This window comes from Kitasatospora sp. NPDC018058, assembly GCF_044327205.1.
GTDB lineage: Bacteria > Actinomycetota > Actinomycetes > Streptomycetales > Streptomycetaceae > Kitasatospora.
Window position 1 is genome coordinate 163,115 of record NZ_JBIRFA010000010.1, and the last position, 23,177, is coordinate 186,291.

Annotated in this window: 20 protein-coding genes; 12 read left to right on the forward strand and 8 right to left on the reverse strand. The window is 74.2% G+C overall.

Annotation, left to right across the window (positions count from 1 at the left end; all coding sequences use genetic code 11):
* The first annotated feature begins 18 nt into the window (after positions 1–18).
* Together ACH4E7_RS16695 and ACH4E7_RS16700 are read left to right on the forward strand one after the other, a co-directional pair.
* Complete coding sequence (locus ACH4E7_RS16695) at positions 19–945, forward strand: (2Fe-2S)-binding protein (RefSeq protein ID WP_396249781.1); 927 nt, start codon at positions 19–21, stop codon at positions 943–945.
* Positions 946–1,190: 245 nt separating this feature from the next.
* Positions 1,191–2,255 (forward strand): DUF2637 domain-containing protein, encoded by a 1,065-nt coding sequence (locus ACH4E7_RS16700; RefSeq protein WP_396249782.1) that lies wholly within the window; start codon positions 1,191–1,193, stop codon positions 2,253–2,255.
* A 28-nt stretch (positions 2,256–2,283) separates the two neighbouring features.
* On the opposite strand, the gene ACH4E7_RS16705 is transcribed toward ACH4E7_RS16700, so the two are convergent.
* From ACH4E7_RS16705 to ACH4E7_RS16715, 3 genes are all read right to left on the reverse strand, one after another.
* Entirely contained in the window at positions 2,284–3,924 is a 1,641-nt protein-coding gene (locus ACH4E7_RS16705) for an esterase/lipase family protein (RefSeq protein ID WP_396249783.1), read from the reverse strand.
* 139 nt (positions 3,925–4,063) lie between these two features.
* A complete protein-coding gene (locus tag ACH4E7_RS16710; protein ID WP_396249784.1) occupies positions 4,064–6,316 on the reverse strand; it encodes a SpoIIE family protein phosphatase in 2,253 nt (750 codons plus the stop codon).
* Between the two features lie 327 nt (positions 6,317–6,643).
* On the reverse strand, positions 6,644–7,030 hold the full coding sequence (locus ACH4E7_RS16715; RefSeq protein WP_396249785.1) for an ATP-binding protein: 387 nt from the start codon (positions 7,028–7,030) through the stop codon (positions 6,644–6,646).
* A 667-nt stretch (positions 7,031–7,697) separates the two neighbouring features.
* Between ACH4E7_RS16715 and ureA the strand changes: the two genes are divergently transcribed.
* The 4 genes from ureA (at position 7,698) to ACH4E7_RS16735 (ending at position 11,950) form a co-directional block, all read left to right on the forward strand.
* Positions 7,698–8,408, forward strand: coding sequence for an urease subunit gamma (ureA, locus tag ACH4E7_RS16720; RefSeq protein WP_396249786.1), 711 nt, complete (start codon positions 7,698–7,700; stop codon positions 8,406–8,408).
* 70 nt (positions 8,409–8,478) lie between these two features.
* On the forward strand, positions 8,479–10,200 hold the full coding sequence (locus ACH4E7_RS16725) for an urease subunit alpha (protein ID WP_396249787.1): 1,722 nt from the start codon (positions 8,479–8,481) through the stop codon (positions 10,198–10,200).
* A gap of 20 nt (positions 10,201–10,220) precedes the next feature.
* Positions 10,221–11,270: an agmatine/peptidylarginine deiminase gene (locus ACH4E7_RS16730; RefSeq protein ID WP_396249788.1), complete on the forward strand. Its 1,050-nt coding sequence runs from the start codon at positions 10,221–10,223 to the stop codon at positions 11,268–11,270.
* A gap of 80 nt (positions 11,271–11,350) precedes the next feature.
* The gene (locus ACH4E7_RS16735) at positions 11,351–11,950 is read left to right on the forward strand and encodes a TetR/AcrR family transcriptional regulator (protein WP_396249789.1); all 600 of its coding nucleotides are present in this window, start codon (positions 11,351–11,353) and stop codon (positions 11,948–11,950) included.
* A gap of 71 nt (positions 11,951–12,021) precedes the next feature.
* Here ACH4E7_RS16735 and ACH4E7_RS16740 read toward each other — a convergent pair whose 3' ends face one another.
* The gene (locus ACH4E7_RS16740) at positions 12,022–13,824 is read right to left on the reverse strand and encodes a hypothetical protein (RefSeq protein WP_396249790.1); all 1,803 of its coding nucleotides are present in this window, start codon (positions 13,822–13,824) and stop codon (positions 12,022–12,024) included.
* Positions 13,825–14,151: 327 nt separating this feature from the next.
* Here ACH4E7_RS16740 and ACH4E7_RS16745 point away from each other — a divergent pair, with 327 nt between their 5' ends.
* The 4 genes from ACH4E7_RS16745 (at position 14,152) to pth (ending at position 16,901) form a co-directional block, all read left to right on the forward strand.
* A complete protein-coding gene (locus ACH4E7_RS16745; RefSeq protein ID WP_396249791.1) occupies positions 14,152–14,661 on the forward strand; it encodes a hypothetical protein in 510 nt (169 codons plus the stop codon).
* A 103-nt stretch (positions 14,662–14,764) separates the two neighbouring features.
* Positions 14,765–15,427, forward strand: coding sequence for a DUF3105 domain-containing protein (locus tag ACH4E7_RS16750; protein ID WP_396249792.1), 663 nt, complete (start codon positions 14,765–14,767; stop codon positions 15,425–15,427).
* A 110-nt stretch (positions 15,428–15,537) separates the two neighbouring features.
* Positions 15,538–16,170, forward strand: a complete 633-nt coding sequence (locus ACH4E7_RS16755; protein WP_396249882.1) for a DUF305 domain-containing protein — start codon at positions 15,538–15,540, stop codon at positions 16,168–16,170.
* 134 nt (positions 16,171–16,304) lie between these two features.
* Complete coding sequence (gene pth / locus ACH4E7_RS16760) at positions 16,305–16,901, forward strand: aminoacyl-tRNA hydrolase (protein WP_396249793.1); 597 nt, start codon at positions 16,305–16,307, stop codon at positions 16,899–16,901.
* Here the strand turns inward: pth and ACH4E7_RS16765 are convergent.
* Positions 16,891–18,348 (reverse strand): MFS transporter, encoded by a 1,458-nt coding sequence (locus ACH4E7_RS16765; protein WP_396249794.1) that lies wholly within the window; start codon positions 18,346–18,348, stop codon positions 16,891–16,893. The genes pth and ACH4E7_RS16765 overlap by 11 nt on opposite strands.
* 144 nt (positions 18,349–18,492) lie before the next feature.
* On the opposite strand from ACH4E7_RS16765, the gene ACH4E7_RS16770 reads away from it, so the two are divergent.
* Together ACH4E7_RS16770 and ACH4E7_RS16775 are read left to right on the forward strand one after the other, a co-directional pair.
* A complete protein-coding gene (locus tag ACH4E7_RS16770; protein WP_396249795.1) occupies positions 18,493–19,008 on the forward strand; it encodes a MarR family winged helix-turn-helix transcriptional regulator in 516 nt (171 codons plus the stop codon).
* Positions 19,009–19,051: 43 nt separating this feature from the next.
* Entirely contained in the window at positions 19,052–19,561 is a 510-nt protein-coding gene (locus ACH4E7_RS16775) for a GNAT family N-acetyltransferase (protein ID WP_396249796.1), read from the forward strand.
* 69 nt (positions 19,562–19,630) lie between these two features.
* Here the strand turns inward: ACH4E7_RS16775 and ACH4E7_RS16780 are convergent, their stop codons facing one another.
* The 3 genes from ACH4E7_RS16780 to rsgA form a co-directional block, all read right to left on the reverse strand.
* Positions 19,631–20,140 carry a methylated-DNA--[protein]-cysteine S-methyltransferase gene (locus ACH4E7_RS16780; RefSeq protein ID WP_396249797.1) on the reverse strand — a complete coding sequence of 170 codons (510 nt, stop codon included), beginning with the start codon at positions 20,138–20,140 and terminating at the stop codon, positions 19,631–19,633.
* A complete protein-coding gene (locus ACH4E7_RS16785; RefSeq protein ID WP_396249798.1) occupies positions 20,137–21,762 on the reverse strand; it encodes a DNA-3-methyladenine glycosylase 2 family protein in 1,626 nt (541 codons plus the stop codon). Before ACH4E7_RS16785 ends, ACH4E7_RS16780 begins: the two co-directional genes overlap by 4 nt.
* A gap of 256 nt (positions 21,763–22,018) precedes the next feature.
* Positions 22,019–23,152, reverse strand: coding sequence for a ribosome small subunit-dependent GTPase A (gene rsgA / locus ACH4E7_RS16790; protein ID WP_396249799.1), 1,134 nt, complete (start codon positions 23,150–23,152; stop codon positions 22,019–22,021).
* Positions 23,153–23,177: the final 25 nt, after the last annotated feature.

The following is a 23,177-nucleotide window of genomic DNA, read 5'->3' on the forward strand; positions in this document are numbered from 1 at the left end:
ACCCGATGGGGCCCGCCCATGACCGCGAGCAGCACCCGGCCCGGCCCCGCGCCGGACTCCCCCGCCCCCTGCGCGCCGTCGTACCACCGGCTGGCCGTGCTCACCCCGGTGGTGAGCGTGCGCTGCGGCCCGCCCCGGCGGGGCGAGGGCCGACTGACCGCCGCCGCCCTGGTCGCGGACCCCGGGGCGGTGCGCGAGCTGGTCGCCCACGACGCCCGGCAGGGCCTCGCCCGCTACGGGCAGCCGCTGCGCCCGGACGTGGCGGCGGGCTTCGGGCTGCACCGCTTCGTCTGGCCGGTCTCGCTGCTGTTCACCGTGCCGTGGTTCCTGGAGCGGCGCGTCCCGCTGCTCGGCCTGGACGACGTCTCGGTCCACCGCGGCCCGAACACGGTCGAGCTGACGGTCCGCCCGGAGGCCTTCGCCTGTCTGCCGGACGACCCGGCGGCCGGCTCCCCGCAGGCCAGTACGGCGGCGGACGAGCACGCACTGGCCGCCGAACTCCGGTGCGCGCTGGCCGAGTTCCTCGGACCGGTGCTGACCGCCTTCGGGCCGGAGGTGCGACGCGGGCCGCGGGTGCTGTGGGCGATGGCCACCGACGCGGTGGTGGAGGGGCTCGGGTACGCCGGCGGGCTGCTCGGGGAGCAGGAGCGGGCGCGCGCCGAGCTGACCGCGCTGCTGGCGCCCGGGAGGCCGGCCGGGCCGACGGAATCCACCGCACCCGCCGAGCCCGCGCACACGCCCGGCGCGGGCCGGTATCCCGCTCCCGCCCCGGCCCCCTTCACTCCGGGCGCCGGTTTCGCGGACCCGGCGCCCGACCGCGCCGGCGCTTCGCGTGGTGCACCGGGTGCTTCGGGCACCGACCGGGCCCGGGCCAGCTGCTGCCTCGTGTACACCGTGGAGCCCAAGGACATGTGCGGCGGCTGCCCGCGGATCCGGCGGCGCTGAGCCCCGCCACCCCGGCGTCACGCGGAGTTGACGGATATCCGTCCGATTCCGAGTCTGAAAAGCCCGAGATTTCGGGAACAATCCGCTTCATATTCATATGACAATGCGATTGCCGCCAGATCGGAAATCGCTCTCCTCAGCGCATTGACAGCGAATCAGCCGTTCCCCCGCCGAGCATCCGTCATGATGGTCCCCGCCATCACGACGCAGGAACGCGACGCAGGAAAGCGAGGCTGGTTCCGGCGATGAAATTGTCCGACATACCGCTCGGCTGGGCCGTCACCGGGGTTGCTGGGCTGCTGGTCAGCGCGCTCCTGGTGGCCCTGGCCCGGGGCCGGGGATCCGCGACCGTCGGCGGCGCGGATTCCTGGGAGCGTTCCGAGGAACGGCGCCGCCACAAGGAGTCCCTGTACGGCGCCGCCTCGTACACGCTGCTGTTCTGCTGCGCCGGCGTCGCCGCCGCGCTCTCCTTCCACGGCCTCGTCGGCTTCGGCGTGCAGAACCTCGGTCTCTCCGGCGGCTGGGAGTACCTCGTCCCGTTCGGGCTCGACGGCGCCGCGATGTTCTGCTCGGTGCTCGCCGTGCGCGAGGCCAGCCACGGCGACGCCGCGCTCGGCTCCCGGTTGCTGGTCTGGCTGTTCGCCGGCGCCTCGGCCTGGTTCAACTGGGTGCACGCCCCGCGCGGCTTCGGCCACGCCGGCGCCCCGCAGTTCTTCTCCGGCATGTCGCTGTCCGCGGCGGTCCTGTTCGACCGCGCGCTCAAGCAGACCCGCCGGGCCGCGCTGCGCGAACAGGGCCTGGTACCCCGCCCGCTGCCGCAGATCCGCATAGTCCGCTGGCTGCGCGCCCCGCGCGAGACCTACGCGGCCTGGTCGCTGATGCTCCTGGAGGGCGTGCGCAGCCTGGACGAGGCGGTCGACGAGGTCCGCGAGGACAAGCGGGAACGCGTGCTGGAGAAGGAACGCCGCAAGCTGGCGGGCCGCCGCGAGCGGGCCGAGATCCGGGCGATCAACCGGAGCAGCGGCCACTGGCGCGGACGCGGCGGCGCCCCACGGCAGTTGGAGTCCGGCTCGGAGCCCTCCATAGCCGGCGGGCCCGGGCCGGAGCGGCCCGGGGTCGGTGCCACCGGATCCCGTGAGGGCGGGCCGCGCGAGGCCGGCGCGGCCGAGGGCGCCGTCGTCCAGCCGGGCCTGCCGGCCCGTCCGGAGCGGCGCACCATCGACCTCACCGTGGACGAGGACACCGTCACGCTGCCCCGGCTGGACTCGCTGGAGCGCAAACTCAAGGACCTGGAGCAGCAGTTCGGCTGACGGGCTACGGGGGTTCACGTCGACGGCATCACTCCCAGACCGAGGGCTTGAGGACGAGCGCCGTGTCGGTTCCGAGGAGCCGACCCGCGCTCGGCGGGAGGGGCACGGACACCGCGTCCCGTTCCACGTCGAGCGGGCTGTCGCCGACCGGATTCCGGTCGGCGATCGCGACCGGCAGCTGGGAGTTCCAGGCGGCCCAGAGACGCAGCTCGCCCTTGGGGTCGTCGGCCTCGTGACCGACGTCGACGATCAGCGTGTCGTCCCAGTCCGCCGTCTGGGCGAGGTGGTCGCGCCAGAACAGTAGTCCGTGCTCCTCGGTCAGCCGGGAGACCCTCAGGTGCAGCGCGTAGCGCGACGGTGGCGACACGGGCGTGTTCGTGCCGTCGGCGGGCATGGTCAGCGGGTCCAACAGGAAGACCGTGGTGAGCGGGATGGGGGCGCCGTCGGGGTCGGGCTCCAGCGTGACGGGGCAGTAGTGCGCCGCCAGCTGCTGGTGCAGCACGACGGGCAGTCCGCGGACCGACAGCTGGAGTTCGCCCTGCCAGAACGGCCGGCGGCCGGCGGCGTCGGGCGGGCAGGGCTCCAGGCCGGCGAGTTCGACCGCGACCCGCTTGCGGCCGAACAGGAAGCGGCGCAGGTTCTGGTACCCCTCCTCCGAGTTGACCAGACCGTAGCGGCCCGAATGCGAGCGGTGGACGTAGGCGCGGTGGGCGCCTTCCACGGCGGCGTTCCGGATCGCGACCAGGCCGTCACTCTGAGGGCCCACCACCTTCTGCGCCATGCCGTAGTCGCCGGGGTCCGTGCCGATCAGGCAGAAGATCCGGTCGGGATCGAAGGCCTCGGCCGGGATCCGGTTCGCCTGCCAGCCTTCCGGAGCCTCGGTGCCGTACTCGACGCGCGGCACCAGGTAGCCGTACATCTTCTCGGGCGAGAAGATGTCGGAGCCGACCGGGCCGAGGTCCTCCATGAACTCGTCGAGCAGACCGCCGCCGACCGCGAAGGTGATCCCGCCGTGCGGTGTGCCGTAGGTGAACAGCCGGTCGACCAAGTCCTTGCCGGGAACGGTGGGCCGGAAGTCGCCGAGGCCTTCGTACGACCACTTCTGGAGCATGCTGCGGCAGATCAGGCCGCCCATCGAGTGGGCGATCAGATCGACCTTGTCCACACCGGTCTTCTCGCGGACCAGTTGGACGAGTTCGTACAGGTCGCGGGCCGCCGCTTCGACGTCGAAGTCGGTGGCCTGCTTGCTGAAGGTGTCGGCGGAGGCGTCGTAGAAGCGGTGGATCCAGATGGTCGCCGGGTCCACCGTCCCGGCCGCACGGGATTCCAGGTAGGCCTTCGGGTCACCGGCCATCAGCGGGTGGTAGCCGTCCTCGGCGAAGAGCCGCAGCAGCGGGCTCTCGAACTGGTAGTACTGGGCGTTGCCGTCGCCGCCGACCCGGATGTGGGTCGAGCCGTCGTTGAATCCGTAGAAGGGGTCGTCGACCTGCTTGTCGATGCCGCTGGTGCCGCCGGCGAAGCCGCGCACGTAGATCAGCGGGAGGCGGGTGACGCCTTCGGTGGTGTCGCGGGGCGGGACGGGCTGCCGTTGCGGGGGCGGCAGCGGGAGGGTGGGGGACTCGGCGGCTTCGCCGTCCGTGTCCGCGTAGTGATGGAAGATCGACACCATGGCGTGATCCTCGGGTTCCGCAGAGTGGTCATGGCTGCCCGCCTTCGAGCGGCGGGCCCGAGCCACACACCCTCGTCGGCTGCCGGGACGCGCCGGGGCGCGTGACCTGTCTTCAGGTTACGCTCCTTCGGGCCACGCCCTATGCGGCACTCGCCCCGCTGAGTTCGAACCACATCCGCTTGCCGGAGCCCCGCGGCTCCACGCCCCAGGCGTCCGCCAGTGCCTCGACCAGCATCAGGCCGCGGCCGGAGGAGGCCTGCTCCCCCGGCGTGCGGCGGGTGGGCCACAGATCGGACTCGTCCTCCACCTCGACCCGCAGCCGGGCCCGGCCGCCGTCCGAGGCCGACTCGCGGTAGAGCCGGGCGGTGAACATGGCGTCCCGGTCGGTGTGCCGGATGGCGTTGGTGACCAGCTCGGAGGAGAGCAGTTCGGCGGTGTCGATGAACTCGGCGACGCCCCAGCGGCGCAGCGCGTCGCGCAGTTCGGCGCGGACCTCGGCGATCCGCGCCAGGTCGGCCTGGCCGATCCGGCGGCGCAGCTGCTGGGTGGTGAGCCCGTCCGCGGGGCCGTCCCAGCGCAGGAGCAGCAGTGCTATGTCGTCCTCGCGCTCGCTGGAGTCGGCGGCCTGGGAGGCGATCCGGTCGGCCAGGTCCTCCAGCGGGTCGCGGGCCGCCTCCTCGACGGCCGGCAGCGGACGGGCGAGCGCGCGGGTGAGCCGGGCGATGCCCTCGTCCAGGTCCATGCCGCGTGCCTCGACCAGGCCGTCGGTGCACAGCAGCACGGTCTCGCCCGGGTCCAGGCTGAACCGGGTGACCCGGTACTCCTGGTCCGGGTCGATGCCCAGTGGCAGCCCGCCGGCCACCGGCAGCACCGCGGCGGTGCCGTCGGCGCGGCGCACCACCGGGTCGAGGTGGCCGGCCCGCACCGCGTAGACCACGCCGTAGTCCACGTTGACCTCGGCGTAGGTGCAGGTGGCGAAGTGGTCGGTGTCCAGGTCGGCGAGGAAGCGGGAGGCACGGGCCATCACCGCGGCGGGCGGGTGGCCCTCGGCGGCGTAGGCGCGCAGCGCGATCCGCAGCTGGCCCATGATGCCGGCGGCGTGCACGTCGTGGCCCTGGACGTCGCCGATCACCAGGCCGACGTGCCCGCCGGGCAGCGGCACCACGTCGTACCAGTCGCCGCCGATCTGCAGGCCGGAGCCGGCCGCGAGGTAGCGCACGGCGGTGGTCACCCCGGGGATGGAGGGGACGGTGCGCGGCAGCATCACCCGCTGCAGGCCGGCCGCCAGCTCGTGCTCGGCGTCGTGCAGACGGGCCCGGGCCAGCGACTGGGCGACCAGGCCGCCCAGGGTGGTGAGCAGGGTGCGCTCGTCCGCGTCCAGTTCGCGCTCGTCGTCGAAGCTGACCACGCAGACGCCGATCGCCCGGCCGCTGGCCACCAGCGGCAGGTAGGCCCAGGAGCCGCGGCCGGTGCGGCTGGTCTGCTCCCAGACGTCGCCGTGGCGCTCGCGGAACTCCTCGCGGTTGGAGATGAAGACCGGGGCGCGGTACCGGAGCGCCTCGGCGGCGGGGTGGCCGGGCGGCAGCACGGCGCGGTCCCAGACCGCGAGCGACTCGGAGCGGTAGCCGGAGGCGCCGAGGATCTGCGCCCGGCCGGCCTCGAAGGAGGCGAGCACCAGGCCGTCCGGCGGCAGCCCGGGCAGCGGCAGCTCGGTGAAGACCCGGGCCACGTCCCGGACGGTGACCGCCTCGGAGAGGGCGCGGGCGGCCTCCTTGATGAACCGGGAGCGCTCCTCGCGCAGCAGGGCGAGCCGGTCGGCGCGGTCGCGCTTGTGCAGTTCGACGGTGGCGTCCCAGACGAAGCCCACCATCCGGGAGGCGCGGCCGAAGGCGTCGGCGAGCACCCGGCCGCGGAAGCGCACCGCGCGCATGGTGCCGTTCGGCCCGACGGTGCGGTAGTAGGCGCCGCACTGGCCCAGCTCGGTCACCGCGCGCTCGACCCGGCGGCGCACCACGGGCGCGTCCTCGGGGTGCAGCAGGGAGAGAAAGGAGGCGGCGGTGCGGTCGAAGCGGCCGCGCTCGACGTCGTCCAGGCCGATGATCGTGCAGGCGCGCTGGTCGCCCTCCAGGATGTCGCGGCGGATGTCCCAGTCGAAGGAGCCGATGCCGTTGGCGGCCATCGCGGGCTCCAGCCAGTCCGGCATGGTGTCGGCGGAGGAGGGCGGCAGTCCGCCGGACAGCACCGGGGCCAGCCGACCGGAGGCGAGCACGGGCGGCGTGCGCAGCGGGTTCCGACGCGTGGCCTGCGCGGGCGGGCGGGCGGCTGGCAGCGGCTCCACGGCGGACGCGCCGGGAGGAAGCGCCGGCCCCGGCGACTCGGGCTCAGTGGGCATGCTGCTCCTGCCGCCGCCATGGCGGACCGCGCCGACCGTTCGGACGGGCCGTGTGGCGATGTGATGGGTCGTGCTGGATCGGACGGTGCCGACGGACGGTGGTCAGTCGAGGTTCGGTCTCCCCGCTGCTTCCCGCACGTGGACACACATTCCCACCATCCTGGCCAATGTTCGGCCGAGCGGCAATGGCAACGGGCCGGAAATCTTGCGTTCCGCCTTCTGTTCAGGGCTTGCTTCGAGAACGGATCAATCGATGACGAACAATCGCGCGGGCGGCGTGCACGAGTGACGCGGCGCTCGGGCTCACGGCGGGACCCGCGACAGCGCCTACGGCAGGGCGAGCTCGAACCAGGTGACCTTGCCGTCGCCTCTCAGCTGCACCCCCCAGGAGTCCGCGAGCGCCTCCACCAGCGTCAGGCCGCGCCCCGAGGTCGCGTACTCGGCCTCCGGATCGCGGCGGCGCCCGGGCAGCCGGCTCGCGCCGTCCTGCACCTCGACCCGCAGCCGGCTGTCCGAGCCGAGCACCGCGTCGAAGACGGCGCCCTTGCCGGTGTGCAGCAGCGCGTTGGTGACCAGCTCGGAGGAGAGCAGCTCGGCGGTGTCGGACAGCTCCGGCACCCCCCAGTGGCTCAGCGCCGTACGCAGCCGGTGCCGGACCGCGCCGACCGCGATCAGGTCGGCCGGGTCGAGCGTCAGATGCAGCCGGCGGTGCAAGGCGCACCCGGGCGCCGACGCGCCCGACACGGTCGTCCCGGTGCCGACCGCCGGGCCCTGGGCCGGCCCGGACCGGTAGGCGTCGCCCGAACTCGTCCGCTGCCTCGGGAATCGCGACTGACCGTCCATCAACACATGCCCCCGCCCTCAAATCCGGGCCCCCGCCTCCGGATCCCCCGCCGGCCGGGTGGCCCCCTCGTTCTGACCACCATCCTCATGCCCAGTTGACGGCGTTTGCAACAGTGTGCGTCCGATCACGTGGGGTGAAAGGGGCACGGGGAGGTTCGCGTGATCCAACTGCCCGCGCCGGACAGGTTTGCGAAGCGCAGAGGCGGTTTTCGAGCCCGCCCCCACTCGATCCCGCGCACACCCGGCGCCCGTTCGGATCGTGCGCCGGACCGCGCGCCCCGTCTCCGCTACCGCCGCGCGCCGGGCCCCGCTCCCCCGCCGAACGCCCTCCCCACCCCGTCGGACGCCCGTCCTCACCCTCGCCGCCCGCCCGACAGGCCGGACCCGGCCGGAGCGGCAACGCTGGACAGGGCGGCCCGGTCCGGGTTCAATGTCCCGAGATGTTTGAACGACGTTCTAAACGATGGTCCGAACATCACCCCGGAAGCCCCCCGGCCCTGAGCCGACCCCCTCCCCGGCGACGAGCGAGCGAGGAACCGTGCGACTGACCCCCACCGAGCGGGACCGGCTGCTGATCTTCACAGCAGCCGAACTGGCCCGCGCCCGCCGCGCCCGGGGCGTACGCCTCAACATCCCCGAGGCGACCGCCCTGATCGCGGACACCGTCTGCGAGGCCGCCCGCGACGGCCTGCGCCTGGCCGAGGCCATCGAGGCCGGCCGCTCCGTGCTGACCGCCGACGACGTACTGCCCGGCGTGCCGGACGTGGTCACCGTCGTCCAGGTCGAGGCCGTGTTCGAGGACGGCACCCGCCTCGCCGTCGTCAACGACCCGTTCAAGGGCGCCGGCTCGCTCGGCGACGACGCCCCCGGCGGCGCGCTGATCGGCGACGGCGTCGGCTACGACCCGATCGAGGAGACGCTGCTGCTCCCCGTCCACAACACCTCCGAGGTGCCGATCTCGGTCACCTCGCACTTCCACTTCTTCGAGGCCAACCCGCGTCTGGCCTTCGACCGCGCCGCCGCCTACGGCACCCACCTGGCCGTCCCGGCCGGCTCCTCGGTGCGCTTCGACCCGGGCGCCACCGTCGAGGTCGGCCTGGTGCCGATCGGCGGCCAGCGGGTCGCGATCGGCTTCGCGGGGCTCGTGGACGGGCCCCTGGACGCGCCCGGCGCGAAGGAGGCCGCCCTCGCGAAGGCCCGCGCGACCGGCTACCTGACCAGCTTCGACGACACGGAGGTGCCCTCATGAGCGAGCGAGGCGAGCAGTCGAACAGAGCTGCCACGCGGGCGTGCCCCGCCGAGCGCAGCGAGGTGGGATCATGACGGCCATTTCCCCCCACGACTACATCTCCGTGCACGGTCCGCGCGCCGGGGACCGGATCCGGCTCGGCGACAGCGGCCTGATCGTCCGCGTGGAGTCCGACTCCCAGGCGCCCGGCGACGAGTTCCTGGCCGGCTTCGGCAAGACCGCCCGCGACGGCCTGCACCTCAAGCCCGCCGCCGTCCGCGACACCTGCGACGTGGTGATCAGCAACGTACTGGTGATCGACGCGGTCCAGGGCATCCGCAAGACGTCCATCGGTCTGATCGGCGGCCGGATCGCCTCGATCGGCCGGGCCGGCAACCCGGACACCCTGGACGGCGTGGACGTGGTGGTCGGCACCGGCACCACGATCGTCTCCGGCGAGGGCCTGATCGCCACCGCCGGCGCCATCGACACCCATGTCCACCTGCTCTCGCCGCGGATCATGGAGGCCTCGCTGGCCTCCGGTGTCACCACGATCATCGGCCAGGAGTTCGGCCCGGTCTGGGGCGTGGGCGTCAACTCACCCTGGGCGCTGCGCCACGCGTTCAACGCCTTCGACGCCTGGCCCGTCAACATCGGCTTCCTGGGCCGCGGTTCGTCCTCCGACGACGCCCCGCTGATCGAGGCGCTGGCCGAGGGCGGCGCCTCCGGCTTCAAGGTGCACGAGGACATGGGCGCCCACACCCGCGCCCTGGACACCGCGCTGCGGGTCGCCGAGGAGTACGACGTCCAGGTCGCCCTGCACACCGACGGCCTGAACGAGTGCCTGTCGGTCGAGGACACCCTGAAGGTGCTGGAGGGCCGGACCATCCACGCCTTCCACATCGAGGGCTGCGGCGGCGGGCACGTCCCCAACGTGCTGAAGATGGCGGGCGTGCCGAACGTCATCGGCTCCTCCACCAACCCCACCCTCCCCTTCGGCCGGGACGCGCTGGGCGAGCACTTCGACATGATCGTCTCCGCGCACGACCTCAAGGTCGACCTGCCCGGTGACGCCGCGATGGCCCGCGACCGCATCCGGGCCGGCACCATGGGCGCCGAGGACGTGCTGCACGACCTCGGGGTCATCGGCATCACCTCCTCCGACGCCCAGGGCATGGGCCGGGCCGGCGAGACGGTGCGCCGTACCTTCGCCATGGCCGGCAAGATGAAGACCGAGCTCGGCCCGCTGGACGGCACCGGCTCGTACGGGACGGCCGAGAGCGGCGACGACAACGAGCGCGTGCTGCGCTACATCGCCAAGCTGACGATCAACCCGGCCATCGCGCACGGCCTTTCCCACGAGGTCGGCTCGATCGAGGTCGGCAAGCTCGCCGACATCGTGCTGTGGCGCCCGGACCACTTCGGTGCCAAGCCGCAGCTCGTCCTCAAGGCAGGCTTCCCCGCGTACGGCGTGGTCGGCGACCCCAACGCCTCCACCGACCGCTGCGAACCGCTCGTCCTGGGGCCGCAGTTCGGCGCCCACGGCGCGACCGCCGCCGACATCTCGGTGGCCTTCGTCGCCCAGGCCGCCGCCGACGGCGCCTACCTCGACCGCCCCGCCGACGGACTGCCCACCCGCCGCCGCCGCGTCGGCGTCCGGGGCACCCGCGGCATCGGGCCACGCGACATGGTGCGCAACGCCCGGATCGGCCAGGTCGAGGTCACCGAGACCGGGCTGGTCTCGCTGGACGGCTCGCCGCTGCGCTCCGAACCCGCGGACAGCGTCTCGCTCAGCCGCCTCTACTTCCTCTGATCCTCCCCCTCAAGGACCTGATGATGACCACCCCCACGCCCGCCTCCCTCGGCTACCGGATGCCCGCCGAGTGGCACCCCCACGACCGCACCTGGATGGCCTTCCCGACCGCCAACCCCACCTTCGACGGCCCCGAGCAGCTGCACGCGGCCCGCCAGGCCTGGGCGGCCGTCGCCGACACCATCGTCCGGTACGAGCCGGTGACGCTGATCGTCAACACCGGCGAGACGGCGGACGCCCGCCGGTACGTCTCCGACCGGGTCGAGATCGTCGAGCGCCCGCTCAACGACGCCTGGATGCGCGACATCGGCCCGTCCTTCCTGATCGACGGCGAGGGCACGGTCGCCGCCGCCGACTGGATCTTCAACGGCTGGGGCGCGCAGTCCTGGGCCCGCTGGGACAAGGACCAGCACATCGCCGAACACATCGGCGAACTGACGGGTGTTCAGCGCTTCGCCTCCCGGCTGATCAACGAGGGCGGCGGCATCCACGTCGACGGCGAGGGCACGGTGCTGGTCACCGAGACCGTCCAGCTGGGCGAGGGCCGCAACGCCGACTGGACCAAGGAGGAGGTCGAAGCCGAGCTGCACGCCTTCCTCGGCACCACCAAGGCGATCTGGCTGCCGCGCGGACTCACCCGCGACTACGACGAGTTCGGCACCCGCGGCCACATCGACATCGTCGCCTCCTTCGTCCGCCCGGGCGTCGTGGTCGCCCACGTCCAGCCGGACCCGGCCCACCCGGACCACGAGGTCTGCCGGGAGCTGGTCGCCGTCCTGCGCGCCTCCACCGACGCCCAGGGCCGCCCGCTGGAGGTCATCGAACTGCCCGCCCCCACCGTCCTGCTGGACGAGGACGGCGAGCCGGTCGACTACTCCTACATCAACCACTACGTGGCCAACGGCGCGGTCGTGCTGTGCGCCTTCGACGACCCGCGCGACCAGGAGGCCGCCGACATCCTCGCCAAGGCCTACCCGGGCCGCACCGTCGAACTCGTCGACGCCCGGGAGATCTTCGCCAACGGCGGCGGCATCCACTGCATCACCCAGCAGCAGCCGAAGGCGCTCTGACGTCCGCCCCCGGGCGGGAGCCGCGCGCTCCCGCCCGGGTAGCCTTCTGAGCTCCGCACCACCGAGGGAGAGCACTGCACATGGCGGACGCCCGCCCGCGCCGGCCGGCGCGCCCCCGCGAGGAGGTCTTCGCCACCGCCCGGGCCGCGATCGCCGAACACGGGCTCGCCAAGCTCACCATGGCCGGGCTCGGCAAGCAGCTCCAGATGAGCGCCGGGCACCTGCTCTACTACTTCGGCAGCAAGGACCAGCTGCTGCTGGAGACCCTCCGCTGGAGCGAGGAGCAGCTCGGCGCCCGCCGCCGCGAGGCCCTCGCCGACCACGCCCCCGACCCCTGGCAGCGCCTCGACGCCTACCTGCGTCTCTACCTGCCCGAGGGGCCCGGCGACCCGCGCTGGATCCTCTGGGTCGAGGTGTGGGGCCGCTCCCCCGCCAGTGCCGAGATCCGCCAGGGCCAGCAGGAGATCGAGGCCCCCTGGCAGGCCGACCTGGTCGCCCTCATCGAGGAGGGCACCGCCGCCGGCCACTTCACGCCCGGCCCCGCCGCCGACCGCGCCGTCCAGCTGCGCGCCCTGCTCGACGGCCTCGCCGTCCCGATCGCCATCGGCCTGCCCGAGGCCGACCGGCCCGCCGCCCTCGGCCAGGCCACCGCGGTCGCGACCATCCTGCTGCGGGCCTGATCACCGGCGGGGGCTCAGGCCCGCACGCACCGGACGTCGGCCTGACCGGCTTCCGGCGCAGGGGCGTCGACTCATTCGGTCCAGATCGCGGCCGCCGTGCGGTCGTCGGCGTAGCCCTTGGCACGGACCTGGACCTGGCGCAGGAAGTCGACCGTGCCCGGCGGGTGGGGATGCGCCCAGTGCGCGGAGAGGAAGTGGGCGACGGCGGGCTCGTCCGCGATCGGACCGGCCAGGCCCGGCGTGCAGAGCAGCAGGATGTCGCCCGGGGTGGCGGGGACCAGCCGGAAACGGAACGGGCGCGGGTCCGGCACCGGGCCGTCCGGCACCGGCGGCCGGCCGTCCGGGTGGTGGAGCAGCCGGGCCGCGTAGGCGTCGATCCAATGGCCGGAGCGCAGCAGGTAGAGCCCGCCCGGGCCGACGCCGAAGGCCGCACGGTAGCCCGCCGCCGGGTCTAGCGACACCATCTGGCAGTGCAGCGAGGCCGGGGACGGCGGGTCGTCCCCCTCCGCCCGGGACGCCAGTGCGCGCAGCGGGGCCGCGGCACTGATGGCCAGACGCTGGAGGCCGTAGCGCAGCCGGTCCCGGGCGCCGTCGCGCAGATCGGCGGCCAGGCCGGCCCGGCTGCGCCCGATCGCGGCGGCCAGCTGGCGGCAGGCCTCGCCGGTGGCGGCGGCGACCGTCTCCGCGGCGAGCGCCTCGTCCTCGGCGTCGCCCGTACGCTCGAAGCCCGCGAGAACGGCGAGCAGCAGACCGTCGGAGCCGTCACCGAACCTGGTCACCAGCAGGCTGTCGCGGCGCGGCTCGCCCCGGTACCGGGCGGAGTCGCCCCGGACGGAGACGGCGCGCAGCACGGTGCCGCCGTACTGGGCGCCCTCCAGCGCGGTGTCCGGGACGACCGAGCCGAGCGAGCCCGGGTCCGTCTCCGGTACGGCCGTCGGCTCGGGACCGTAGGTCGGGGGGCGCTCGCCGACGTGCGGGACGGTGGGGCCGGTCTCGGCGAGGGGGGCGCGGATGGCCAGACGGGGGTCGGGGACGGGGGGCGCGGGTTCGGGGTCGGGCTGGGGGGCGTGGTCGGGCTCGGGTTCGGGGGCGGGGGTCCTGGCGACCGGGGATTGCGGGGCGGGCGAGGGCTCCGGGTCGGGGTCGGGGTCGGGTTCACGAGCGGGTTCCGGCTCGCGAGCGGGTTCCGGCTCGGGGGCGGGTTCCGGCTCCGGTTCGGGAGCGGGCTCCTCGGCGACCGGGGGTTCGGGAGCGGGGGCCGGGGCGGGCTTCTCCAGGGAGACCGGGGCGGGCGGCACGTCGGGCTCCGGCTCCGGCTGGGCCTCCTGCCCGGGCTCGGGCGCAGGAGCGGGCTCGGGCGCAGGAGCGGGCTCGGGCGCAGGAGCGGGCTCGGGCGCAGGAGCGGGCTCGGGCGCAGGAGCGGGCTCGGGCGCAGGAGCGGCCTCCGCCCGCGGCGCGTCGGCGGCGAAGGAGGGGGCGGGGAACTGATGGGTCTCCGTCGAGGTGCGCTGGCGTCCGATCCCACCGGTCCCCTCGATCACGCCGACCGCGGTGTCGAACCAGTCGTCGATGCTGTCCCGACCCGCCGCGGGCCCGGGCTCGGGTACGGATACGGGCTCGGGTACGGGCTCGGGCTCCGCGACGGCCTCCGCGACCGTCTCCGGCACGGCGTCCTCCCCCGGAGCAGCCTTCGGCGCCGCCGAGCGCTGCTGCCCGATCAGCCCGACCGCCGTGTCGAACCAGTCGTCCACGCTGCCCTCGCCCGGGTCGGCGTGCGGGGTGTCGGGGAGGGTGCCCGCCGGGCCGTCGTAGACCGTGTCCCACCAACCGTCGCCCGGCCGGGGCGGCTGTGCGGGTGCACCCTGCTTGCTCATCTGGCGGCTCCTGGTCGGTCCGTGGTCGCGCCGCCCCCGGCGGGGCCGGACTGGCGTCATTGTCTCCAAGCGCAACGGCCCTGTCCGGGTTTCGGCGACAACCGGTCACCGACCGGATCATCCCGGCCACCGCGCTCACCAGGCGGTTTCGTCAAGGCGCGGCCGGGCGGTGGCGGGGCCGTCGTCACGGCGTTCACTTCCGTTCCGTCCGGGCTTGCCGGATGTGCCCCGAGCAGGGCGTTTCCTGGACATTGCGGGGCACAGGCCGCTGAAAATTGGGTCCGAGGAGGGGCATCGCTTCACCCGTTCGGCTGATTAAATGTGCGCATGACCGCGTCGGCCCCCAGCTCGCTCCGACCGGGGAGGGCCGCACGGGCGGGCCGCCCGGCGGGTGCGCTGTTGGTCCTGCTGCTGGTCGCCCTGCTGACGGCGCTGCCCTGCGCGGGCCAGGCGAACGGGTTGGACGCTCCCGTCCGCCCGGCGCCGGCCCCGGCGAGCGCCGTCTCGGTGGTCAGCGCCGCGGACGCCACTGCGCAGACTCCCCACGCCGGCCACGCCGCCAGGGCGTCCGAGCACCACCAGCGGCTCGCCGCGGAGCAGGACCACTGGATCCTGTGCACCGCCGACGGCCAGCCGCCGCGCAACAACGGCTGCTCCAGCCACGCGTTCTGCCCGCAGGACGCGCAACTGCCGAACCCGCCGCCGCAACCGCAGCCCGCCGTCTCACCACTCGTCGCGCCGGCGCCCGAGGCGCTGCCCCGCGTGGTGCCCGCGGGGCTGCTGGACGGCCCGCACCCGGCGCCCGATCTGCACGAACTCCAGGTCCACCGGTCCTGAGCGGAACCCACCGCCGACGCTCGCCGTCGGCGGGTCCGCCCCTCCCCCCACTACAGCCGACCGCCGCCACCAGCCGTGCGCGGCGGGGACAAGGACAACCATCATGGGTTCCGCCTCGAAGCAGTCCAACAAGCCCGGCGCCAAGGGCGTCGCCGACCGCCGCACCCGGATCGCCGAGCTGCGCGCCGCCGAGGAGCGCCGCGACCGCCGCAACAAGGTCATCGCCTCGGTGGTGGCCGGTGTGCTGGTGATCGGCGCGATCGCCACCGGCACCTGGATCGTCATGGACCAGAACCAGAAGAAGAAGGACAAGGAGGCCGCCGCCAACGCGGACATCCCGGGCGTGAAGACCTTCGGCGACCTGAGCCGCAACCACGTCAAGGAGAAGGTCAACTACCCGATGACCCCGCCCGTCGGCGGCGACCACAACGCGATCTGGCTGGACTGCATGGGCCACGTCTACGACCAGCCGGTCGAGAACGAGCGTGCCGTCCACTCGCTGGAACACGGCGCGGTCTGGGTGACGTACAACGGCAAGGCCACCCCGGAGGACATCAAGACCCTCTCCGACAAGGTCAAGACCACCCCGTACTCGCTGATGAGCCCGTACCCGGACGAGCAGGGCACCATCACCCTGAACGCCTGGAGCACCCAGCTGGTCGTGGACAGCGCCAGCGACCCGCGGGTGAACCAGTTCTTCACCAAGTACGTCCAGGGCAAGCAGACCCAGGAGCCGGGCGCCTCCTGCACCATGGGGCAGATGTGACCGCCGACGCGGCCCGCCCCGAGGAGGCCTCGGCGGCCGACCTCCCGCAGGAGGACGCGACGGCGGCGAAGGCGGCCGAGGAGTCGGCGGCCCGTCCCGGCCGTCGGCGGCTGTGGTGGCCGGCCGCGCTGGCCGCCGCGGTGGCGCTGGCGCTCGGGGTGCCGGCCCTGGTGGCGAGCGGCTCTTCGGCCTCCGGCACGGCCTCGGTGGCCGTCCCGGCGGACGACTCGCCCGAGGCCGGGTTCGCCCGCGACATGGCGACCCACCACCAGCAGGCGGTGGACCTGTCGTTCATCGTCCGGGACCGCACCGGCGACGAGCCGACCCGCAACCTGGCCTTCGACATCATCAACACTCAGGCCAACCAGCGCGGGATGATGACGGGCTGGCTCGACCAGTGGGGGCTGTCGCAGCACTCGACCGCCAAGCCGATGGCGTGGATGAGGATGGACCACGACTACGCGGCCCACGACGGTTCACTGATGCCCGGCATGGCCACCAACGCCCAGATGGCGAAGCTGCGTTCGCTCAGCGGGCGGGACGCCGAGGTGTACTACCTGCAGCTGATGATCGAGCACCACAAGGGCGGGGTCGAGATGGCCCAGGGCTATGTCGACCTGGCGAAGAACGACGTCGAGAAGCGGCTCGCCCAGTCGATGGTGGTCGCCCAGACCTCCGAGCTGGAGCTGATGACCGACATGCTCAAGGAGCGCGGCGCCGCCCCCGGCGTGCCCGCGTCCTGACGACCGCAACTCCCCCGTTCCGCAGTGCGCCGGCCCGATTTTCCCGGACGGCGGACGGCCGGGGCGCGGCGGCGGTCCCGTACCGTCCGCACCGCGCCCCGGCCGTCCGCCGTCCCGACCTCTGGAGACCCCGTATGACCGCTGGTGCGACCACCGCCGACGCGCCCTGGCTGATCGCCGGCCTGGGCAACCCCGGCCCGTGGTTCCGGCTGACCCGGCACAACGCCGGCTTCCTGACCGTGGACCGGCTGGCCGAGCGGCACGGCGCCCGGTTCCGCCGGCGCGGGCTCGCCACCCTGGTCGCGGAGATCGAGGTGGACGGCCGCCGGGTGCTGCTGGCCAAGCCGCTGTGGTTCATCAACCTGTCCGGCCGCCCGGTGGCCGCCCTGCTGCGCCGCTACGGGGTGCCGGTCGAGCGCCTGGTGGTCGTCCAGGACGACCTGGACTTCGCGTACGGCTCCGGCAAGTTGAAGCGCGGCGGCGGGCCGGGCGGCCACAACGGGGTGCGCTCGGTGGGCGAGGTGCTGGGCACCCGCGACTTCATCCGGCTGCGGTTCGGCATCGGCCGCCCGCCGAAGGGGCAGAGCATCGGCGACCACGTGCTGAAGAAGTTCTCGGACGACGAACTGGCCGCGATGCCGGGGGTGTTGGACCGCTGCGCGGACGCCCTGGAGACGCTGGTGCGGCTCGGCCTGAACCGGGCCCAGGACGCCCTGAACGTCACCGCGTAGCAGCGGAGGGGCGGGCCCCGGTGGGGGCGGGCCGGGTCAGCGCGGTGGCGGCCACCGCGACCACGGCGAGGACGATCAGCACCGTCCGCCCACCGGACGCCGCGCCCGCCAGGTGGACACCGAGGACGGACAGCGCCATGCCGAGCGCGGTGCCGAGGCTGCGCGCCATGTTCACCATGCCGCCGCCGACGGCCGAGCACTCCGCCGGGATCGCCCGCATCACCAGCGCGTTGTTGGCGGGCAGCAGCAGGCCCAGCCCGTACCCTGCGACCAGCAGCGGGGCCGCCACCGTCGCGCCGGAGACCGGCAGCAGGGCGAACAGCAGCAGTCCCACACCCGCGAGGCCCGCGCCGAAGCGGCACCGGGCCAGGTCCGACCAGCCCCGGGGCAGCAGCGCGCCGCCGACCGTCGCGGCGACCGCGAACGCCGCCGGCAGCAGGGTGACCACCAGGCCCGCGGCGGCCGTCGACACACCCGCACCGGTGAGCAGCACCGGGCCCAGCACCAGCGGGCAGAACAGCAGTAGGTAGCCGATCAGCGCCACCACCAGCCCGGACCGCACGCCCGGGGTGTTCACCAGCCCTGGCGCCAGGATCGGCCGGGCGGCCCGCCGCTCCTGGCGCACCAGCGCCAGCGCCAGCACGACGGAGGCGAGCAGCAGCACGGCGACGGCCCAGCCGGGCAGGGGCAGGCCGGAGGCGGTGGACAGGGCGAGCAGCAGCGCGGTGGTCGCGCCGGTGAGCAGCAGCATGCCGGGCAGGTCGAAGCGGGGCGCCCGCGGCTCGCTGTCGCGCGGTGTCGCAGCCGCCCCCGGGGTACAGGTCCGGGTGCGGGGCAGCAGGTACCAGCCGGCCACGATGCCGAACACCGCGATCGGCACGTTGACCCAGAACACCCACTGCCAGGAGGCGTGCTCCACCAGCAGCCCGCCGAGGCTGGGGCCGAGCGCCAGTCCGAGGCCCTGGGCGGCGGCCTGGATGCCGAGCGCGCGGCGCATCGCGTGCTCCGGGACGCCGCGGGCGACCAGGGCGACGCTGTTGGCCTGCATCATCGCGGCGCCGACGGCCTGGACCGCCCGGCAGGCGACCAGGATCCACAGACTGCCGGCGAATCCGGCGCCCAGCGAGGAGAGGCCGAAGACGGCGAAGCCGCCGATGTACATGGTCTTGCGGCCGACCAGGTCGGACAGCCAGCCGATCGGGGCCAGCAGGGCCACCAGGACCAGCAGGTAGGCGAGGGCGACCCACTCCACGGCGGCGAATCCCGCGCCGAAGTGGCGGCCGAGGGCGGGGAAGACGAGGGCGATGACGCTGGCGTCGAGCTGGCCGAGGAAGGCGCCGAGACAGACCGTGCCGACGGCCAGCCAGTGGGCGTGGCGCCAGCCGGCGATGCCGCGGGGCCGGGGCCGCTCGGTGAGCAGGCGCGCGGCAAGGGCGGTGGCGTTCATACCTCAAATATATCGGAGGCAGACATGTTCCCTCTACGAGCCGATCGCTCTGCGACACGAAACGTCTCACACTGCGTCCACGGCGCGTCCGAGAGCCGGACGGCCCCCCGAAAACGCCCCGTACCAGGCGATACGCTGTCCGCCATGCCGTCGTCACCGCACGTTCCCGACCCCGCCGCCGAAACCCCCGACCCGGCGGTCGAGCACGCCCGGCGACTGACCGACACCGTCACCCGGCTGCGCCGCGCGCTGCGCAGCAGCATCCGCATCGACTACCCGTGGGAGTCCCTGCCGATGGCGCAGGTCGAGCTCCTCCAGACGCTCGCCGCCGCGCCGCTGCGGGTCGGCGAACTCGCCGCACGGCAGCGACTCGCACCCAACACCGTCAGCGGGCTGATCGGCAAGCTGCTGGAGGCCGGGTTCGTGGACCGCCAGGCCGACCCCGGCGACCGGCGCACCGCCCGGATCGCCCTCACCCCGGCCGGGCGGCGCCAGCTGGACGACTGGCAGCGCGCCCACGAGCGCCGGATCGCCACCGCCCTGGACACCCTCGACCCGGCCGACCGCGCGGCGGTCGTCCACGCACTGCCCGCGCTGGAGCAGCTCGCCCGCGCCCTGGCCCAGCCGGGCACCGCCGAGCAGGGGCGTTCGGCCGGGTAAACCGCTGGTCGACGCAGTCCGACGGGCGCTACCGTCCCCGGGTATGACCACCGTGGCAGTACAGATCGAGCCCTGGACCGACGCCGACCTCGCGCTGCTGCGCCGGGTCAACACGCCGGAGATGAAGAAGCACGTCGGCGGGCCGGAGACCGAGGAGCAGCTGCTCGTCCGGCACGGGCGCTACCTGGACTTCGTCCCGTCCGGTCTGGGCTGCATGTACCGGATCGTGCTGCTGCCCGAGGGGGAGGCGGTCGGGACGGTCGGCTACGGCACCCGGACCTGGGAGGGCGAGACGGTGCACGAGATGGGGTGGAACGTGCTGCCCGGCCACCAGGGTCGGGGCATCGCGGTGGCCGCCACCCGGGCCGCCGTCGCCGCCGCCCGGCGCGAGGCCGCCCATCGCCACCTGCACGCCTTCCCGTCGGTGGACAACCCCGCCTCCAACGCGGTCTGCGCGAAGGCCGGGTTCACGCTGCTCGGCCAGACGGACTTCGAGTTCCCGCCCGGGCGGTTCATGCGCAGCAACAACTGGCGGGTGGACCTGCGCGGTTGAACCGACCCCGGGCCCGGGTCGGACGCCCGGCCCGGGTCAGACGGCCGGCCCGGGTCGCGGGCCCCGGAGTCAGAAGAGTGTGCCGCTCTCCAGCTCCAGCAGCCAGCGCTTGCGGTCCACGCCCGCGGCGAAGCCGGTGAGCGCGCCGCCGGCACCCAGCACCCGGTGGCAGGGGCGGACGATCAGCAGCGGGTTGGCGCCCACCGCGCCACCGACCGCCCGGACCATCCGCGGCTCCTGCCCGGCCAGCTCGGCGAGTTGGCCGTAGGTGACGGTCCTGCCGTACGGGATCTCGTCCAGCGCGGCCCAGATCCGGCGCCGGAACTCGGTGCCCTCGGGCGCCAGCGGAAGGTCGAAGGTGGTGCGTTCGCCGGCGAAGTAGGCGGTCAGCTGCGCCACCGGCTGGGCGAGGGCCTCGGGGTCGAGCACCCAGTCGTCGGCAGGCTCGGCCAGCGCGTACTTCTGCCCGGGCGCGGTGACGGTGGCCAGGGCTGCCGGGCCGCCGTCCTCGGGCAGCACGCCGCTGAGCAACAGCTGGCCGAAGGGGCTCTCCATGGTGGTGTAGACGGTGGTAGTCATGCCGGGTCGTGCTCCGTTCCGGTGCTGGTGCTAGAGCTGAGGCTCGGGCTGGTGCTGGTGGGGCTGGGGTTCGGGCTCGGGCTGGTGTTCTCGAGGCCGGCCCACAGCCGGTGGACGGCGTAGGAGCGCCACGGGGCCCAGGCCTCGGCCGCGCGAGCGGCGGACTTCGGGTCGCCGTCGGCGCCCAGCCGGGTGAGGCCGTGCTTGACGCCCACATCGCTCGGGAGGAAGACGTCGGGGTCGGCCAGGGCCCTCATCCGCAGGTAGCCGACCGTCCAGGGGCCGATGCCGGGCAGGGCCAGCAGCTGGGCCGCGGCCTCCTCCCGGTCGACCCCGGCGTCGAGCCGGACCACACCCTCGGCCAGCGCGGCGCACAGACCGGTGAGCGCGCGGCGGCGGGCGGCGGGCATCGCGAAGTCCTCCGGGTCGGCGGTGGCCATGGCCGCCGCCGTGGGGAAGAGCAGCCGCAGGCCGCCGTTGGGCTCGGGCAGCGCGGTGCCGTACTTCTCGGCGAGCCGGCCCGCCAGGGTGCGCGCGGCGCCGACCGTGATCTGTTGGCCGAGCACGGCGCGGACGGCGAGCTCATGCGGGTCCACGTGGCCGGGCGAGCGCAGGCCCGGGCGCTCGCGGACCAGCAGGCCGAGCACCGGGTCGGCGCCGAGCTGCTCGTCGACGGTGTCCGGGTCGGCGTCCAGGTCGAAGAGGGTCCGCAGCCGCTGGACGGCGGTCGGCAGGTCACGCAGGTCGGCCAGCAACAGACGACAGTCGAGCCAGCCGCGCGTGCGCGGCTGGTCCGGCGCGAGGCCGTCGACCTCGGCGATGCCGTGGCCGTACGGGAGCGCGAGGGTGCGCCGGTAGGTGCGCACGCCGGGGAGCGTGCCGGGCACGACCTCCTCCACGCCGGGGACGGCGCGCAGGGCGAGGAAGTCGATCAGGTGGTCGCTGTCGATCGCGCCGCGGTAGGCGAGGCGCAGGGTGAGACCGCCGGCCGGGGTCGCGGTGCGGCGGCCGGCCGCGACCTCGGCGCGCAGGCCGGTGGGGGTGCGGTCGTAGACCTCGCGGACGGTGTCGTTGAACTGGCGGACGGAGGCGAAGCCCGCCGCGAAGGCGATGTCGGTGACGGGCAGCTCGGTGGTCTGCAGCAGCAGACGGGCGGTCTGGGCGCGGCGGGCGCGGGCCAGGGCGATCGGGCCGGCCCCGAGCTCGGCGGTGAGCTGGCGCTGCAGCTGGCGGGAGCTGTAGCCGAGCCGGTCGGCCAGACCGGCGACGCCCTCGCGGTCCACCACGCCGTCGCCGATCAGGCGCATCGCGCGGCCGACCAGGTCGGCGCGGTGGTTCCACTCCGGGGAGCCCGGCACGGAGTCGGGGCGGCAGCGGCGGCAGGCGCGGAAGCCGGCGCCCTGGGCGGCCGCGGCGCTGGGGTAGAAGCGGCAGTTGGCGCGCTTGGGGGTCACGGCGGGGCAGCTCGGTCGGCAGTAGATACCGGTGGAGGTGACGGCCGTGAAGAAGACGCCGTCGAAGCGGGCGTCGCGGCTGTCCACGGCTCGGTACCGGATGTCGTCGTCGATCACGTTGTCCAGTCTGCGGTACCGGGTGGGGGGTGACTGGCGGGAATCGGACATCACCGTTCGGGGCCCTCCCCCTCCCCCGCCCGCCCTCCTGCCGCCTCCTCCACCACCTTCCCACCCTCTGCCCACGCCTGGGCCCGAAGGGCGCCGGATTCCGCGCCTGCCGCCGGTGCCGCACCTGTCGCGCTGGCGCACCTGTGGCACCTGTCGTACGTGCCGCCCACGCCGTCCGGGCCGGCTGGCGGCGCGGGCGGTCCGGACCGCCCGCGCCCACCGCGCGCCCGGAAGGCCGTGGCCAGGCCAGATCGGATCAGCGCTTCACCGGACCTCCCGCCGCCCGCATCGACTTGGTGATCGTCTTCCACTTGTTCAACCGGGCCTTGGCCACCCGGGCGTCCGAGCGGGAGGCGATCCACTCGTTCTCGCGCTGGAGCTTGAGGTAGCTGTCCATCCGGCGCTGCGGCAGGGTGCCGTCGGCCAGCGCCGCCCGGACCGCGCAGCCGGGCTCGGTGTTGTGACTGCAGTCGTGGAAGCGGCATTCCTCGGCCAGCTCGGCTATGTCCGCGAAGGCCAGGTCCACCCCCTCGCCACCGTAGAGGCCGACCTCGCGCAGCCCGGGGGTGTCGATCAGCACGCCACCGCCGGGCAGCGCCGTCAGTTCGCGGGTGGTCGTGGTGTGGCGGCCCTTCTGGTCGACCGAGCGGGCCTCCTGGACGGCCATCACCTCGGTGCCGACGAGGGCGTTGGTGAGGGTGGACTTGCCGACGCCGGACTGGCCGATCACCACGGTGGTGCCGGGGGCGCAGGCGCGGAGCACGTCGATGCCCTCGCCGGTCTCGGCGCTGACCACCAGCACGGTGACGCCGGGGGCGACCGCCTCGACGTCGGCGCGGATGAACTCGGCGTCGTCGACCAGGTCGGCCTTGGTGAGGACGACCAGCGGTTCGGCGCCGGACTCCCACGCCAGGGCGAGGAAGCGCTCGATCCGCCCGAGGTCGGGATCGACCGCGAGCGAGGCGGCGATCAGCACGGTGTCGACGTTGGCCGCCAGCACCTGGCCGTCGGAGCGCTTGCCGGCCACCTTGCGGATGATCGCGGTGGAGCGCGGCAGCAGCGTGGCGACGGCGGCCATCGGCTGGGCGTTCAGGTCGACGGCGGCCCAGTCGCCCGTGCACGGGCAGTTGATCATGTCGGCGTCGCCCACCGGCCGGGTGTCGAGCCGGACGGTGCGCAGCCCGCCCGTCTCCGGGTCGGCCAGGACGGCGTCGCACTGGCCGCGGTCGACCCGGACGATCCGGGCGGGGAGCAGTCCGGCCTCGGCGAGCGGGGCGAAGAGCTGCGTGCGCTCGGGCGTCCAGCCGTAGCGGGACAGCGGGGAGTCCTCGGCGGAGGACGAAGAGGCGGAGAGGGGAGCGTACGACGGAACGGAGGCAGCGTTGAACAACGCAGTGGCCCTTCGGGAGGAGATG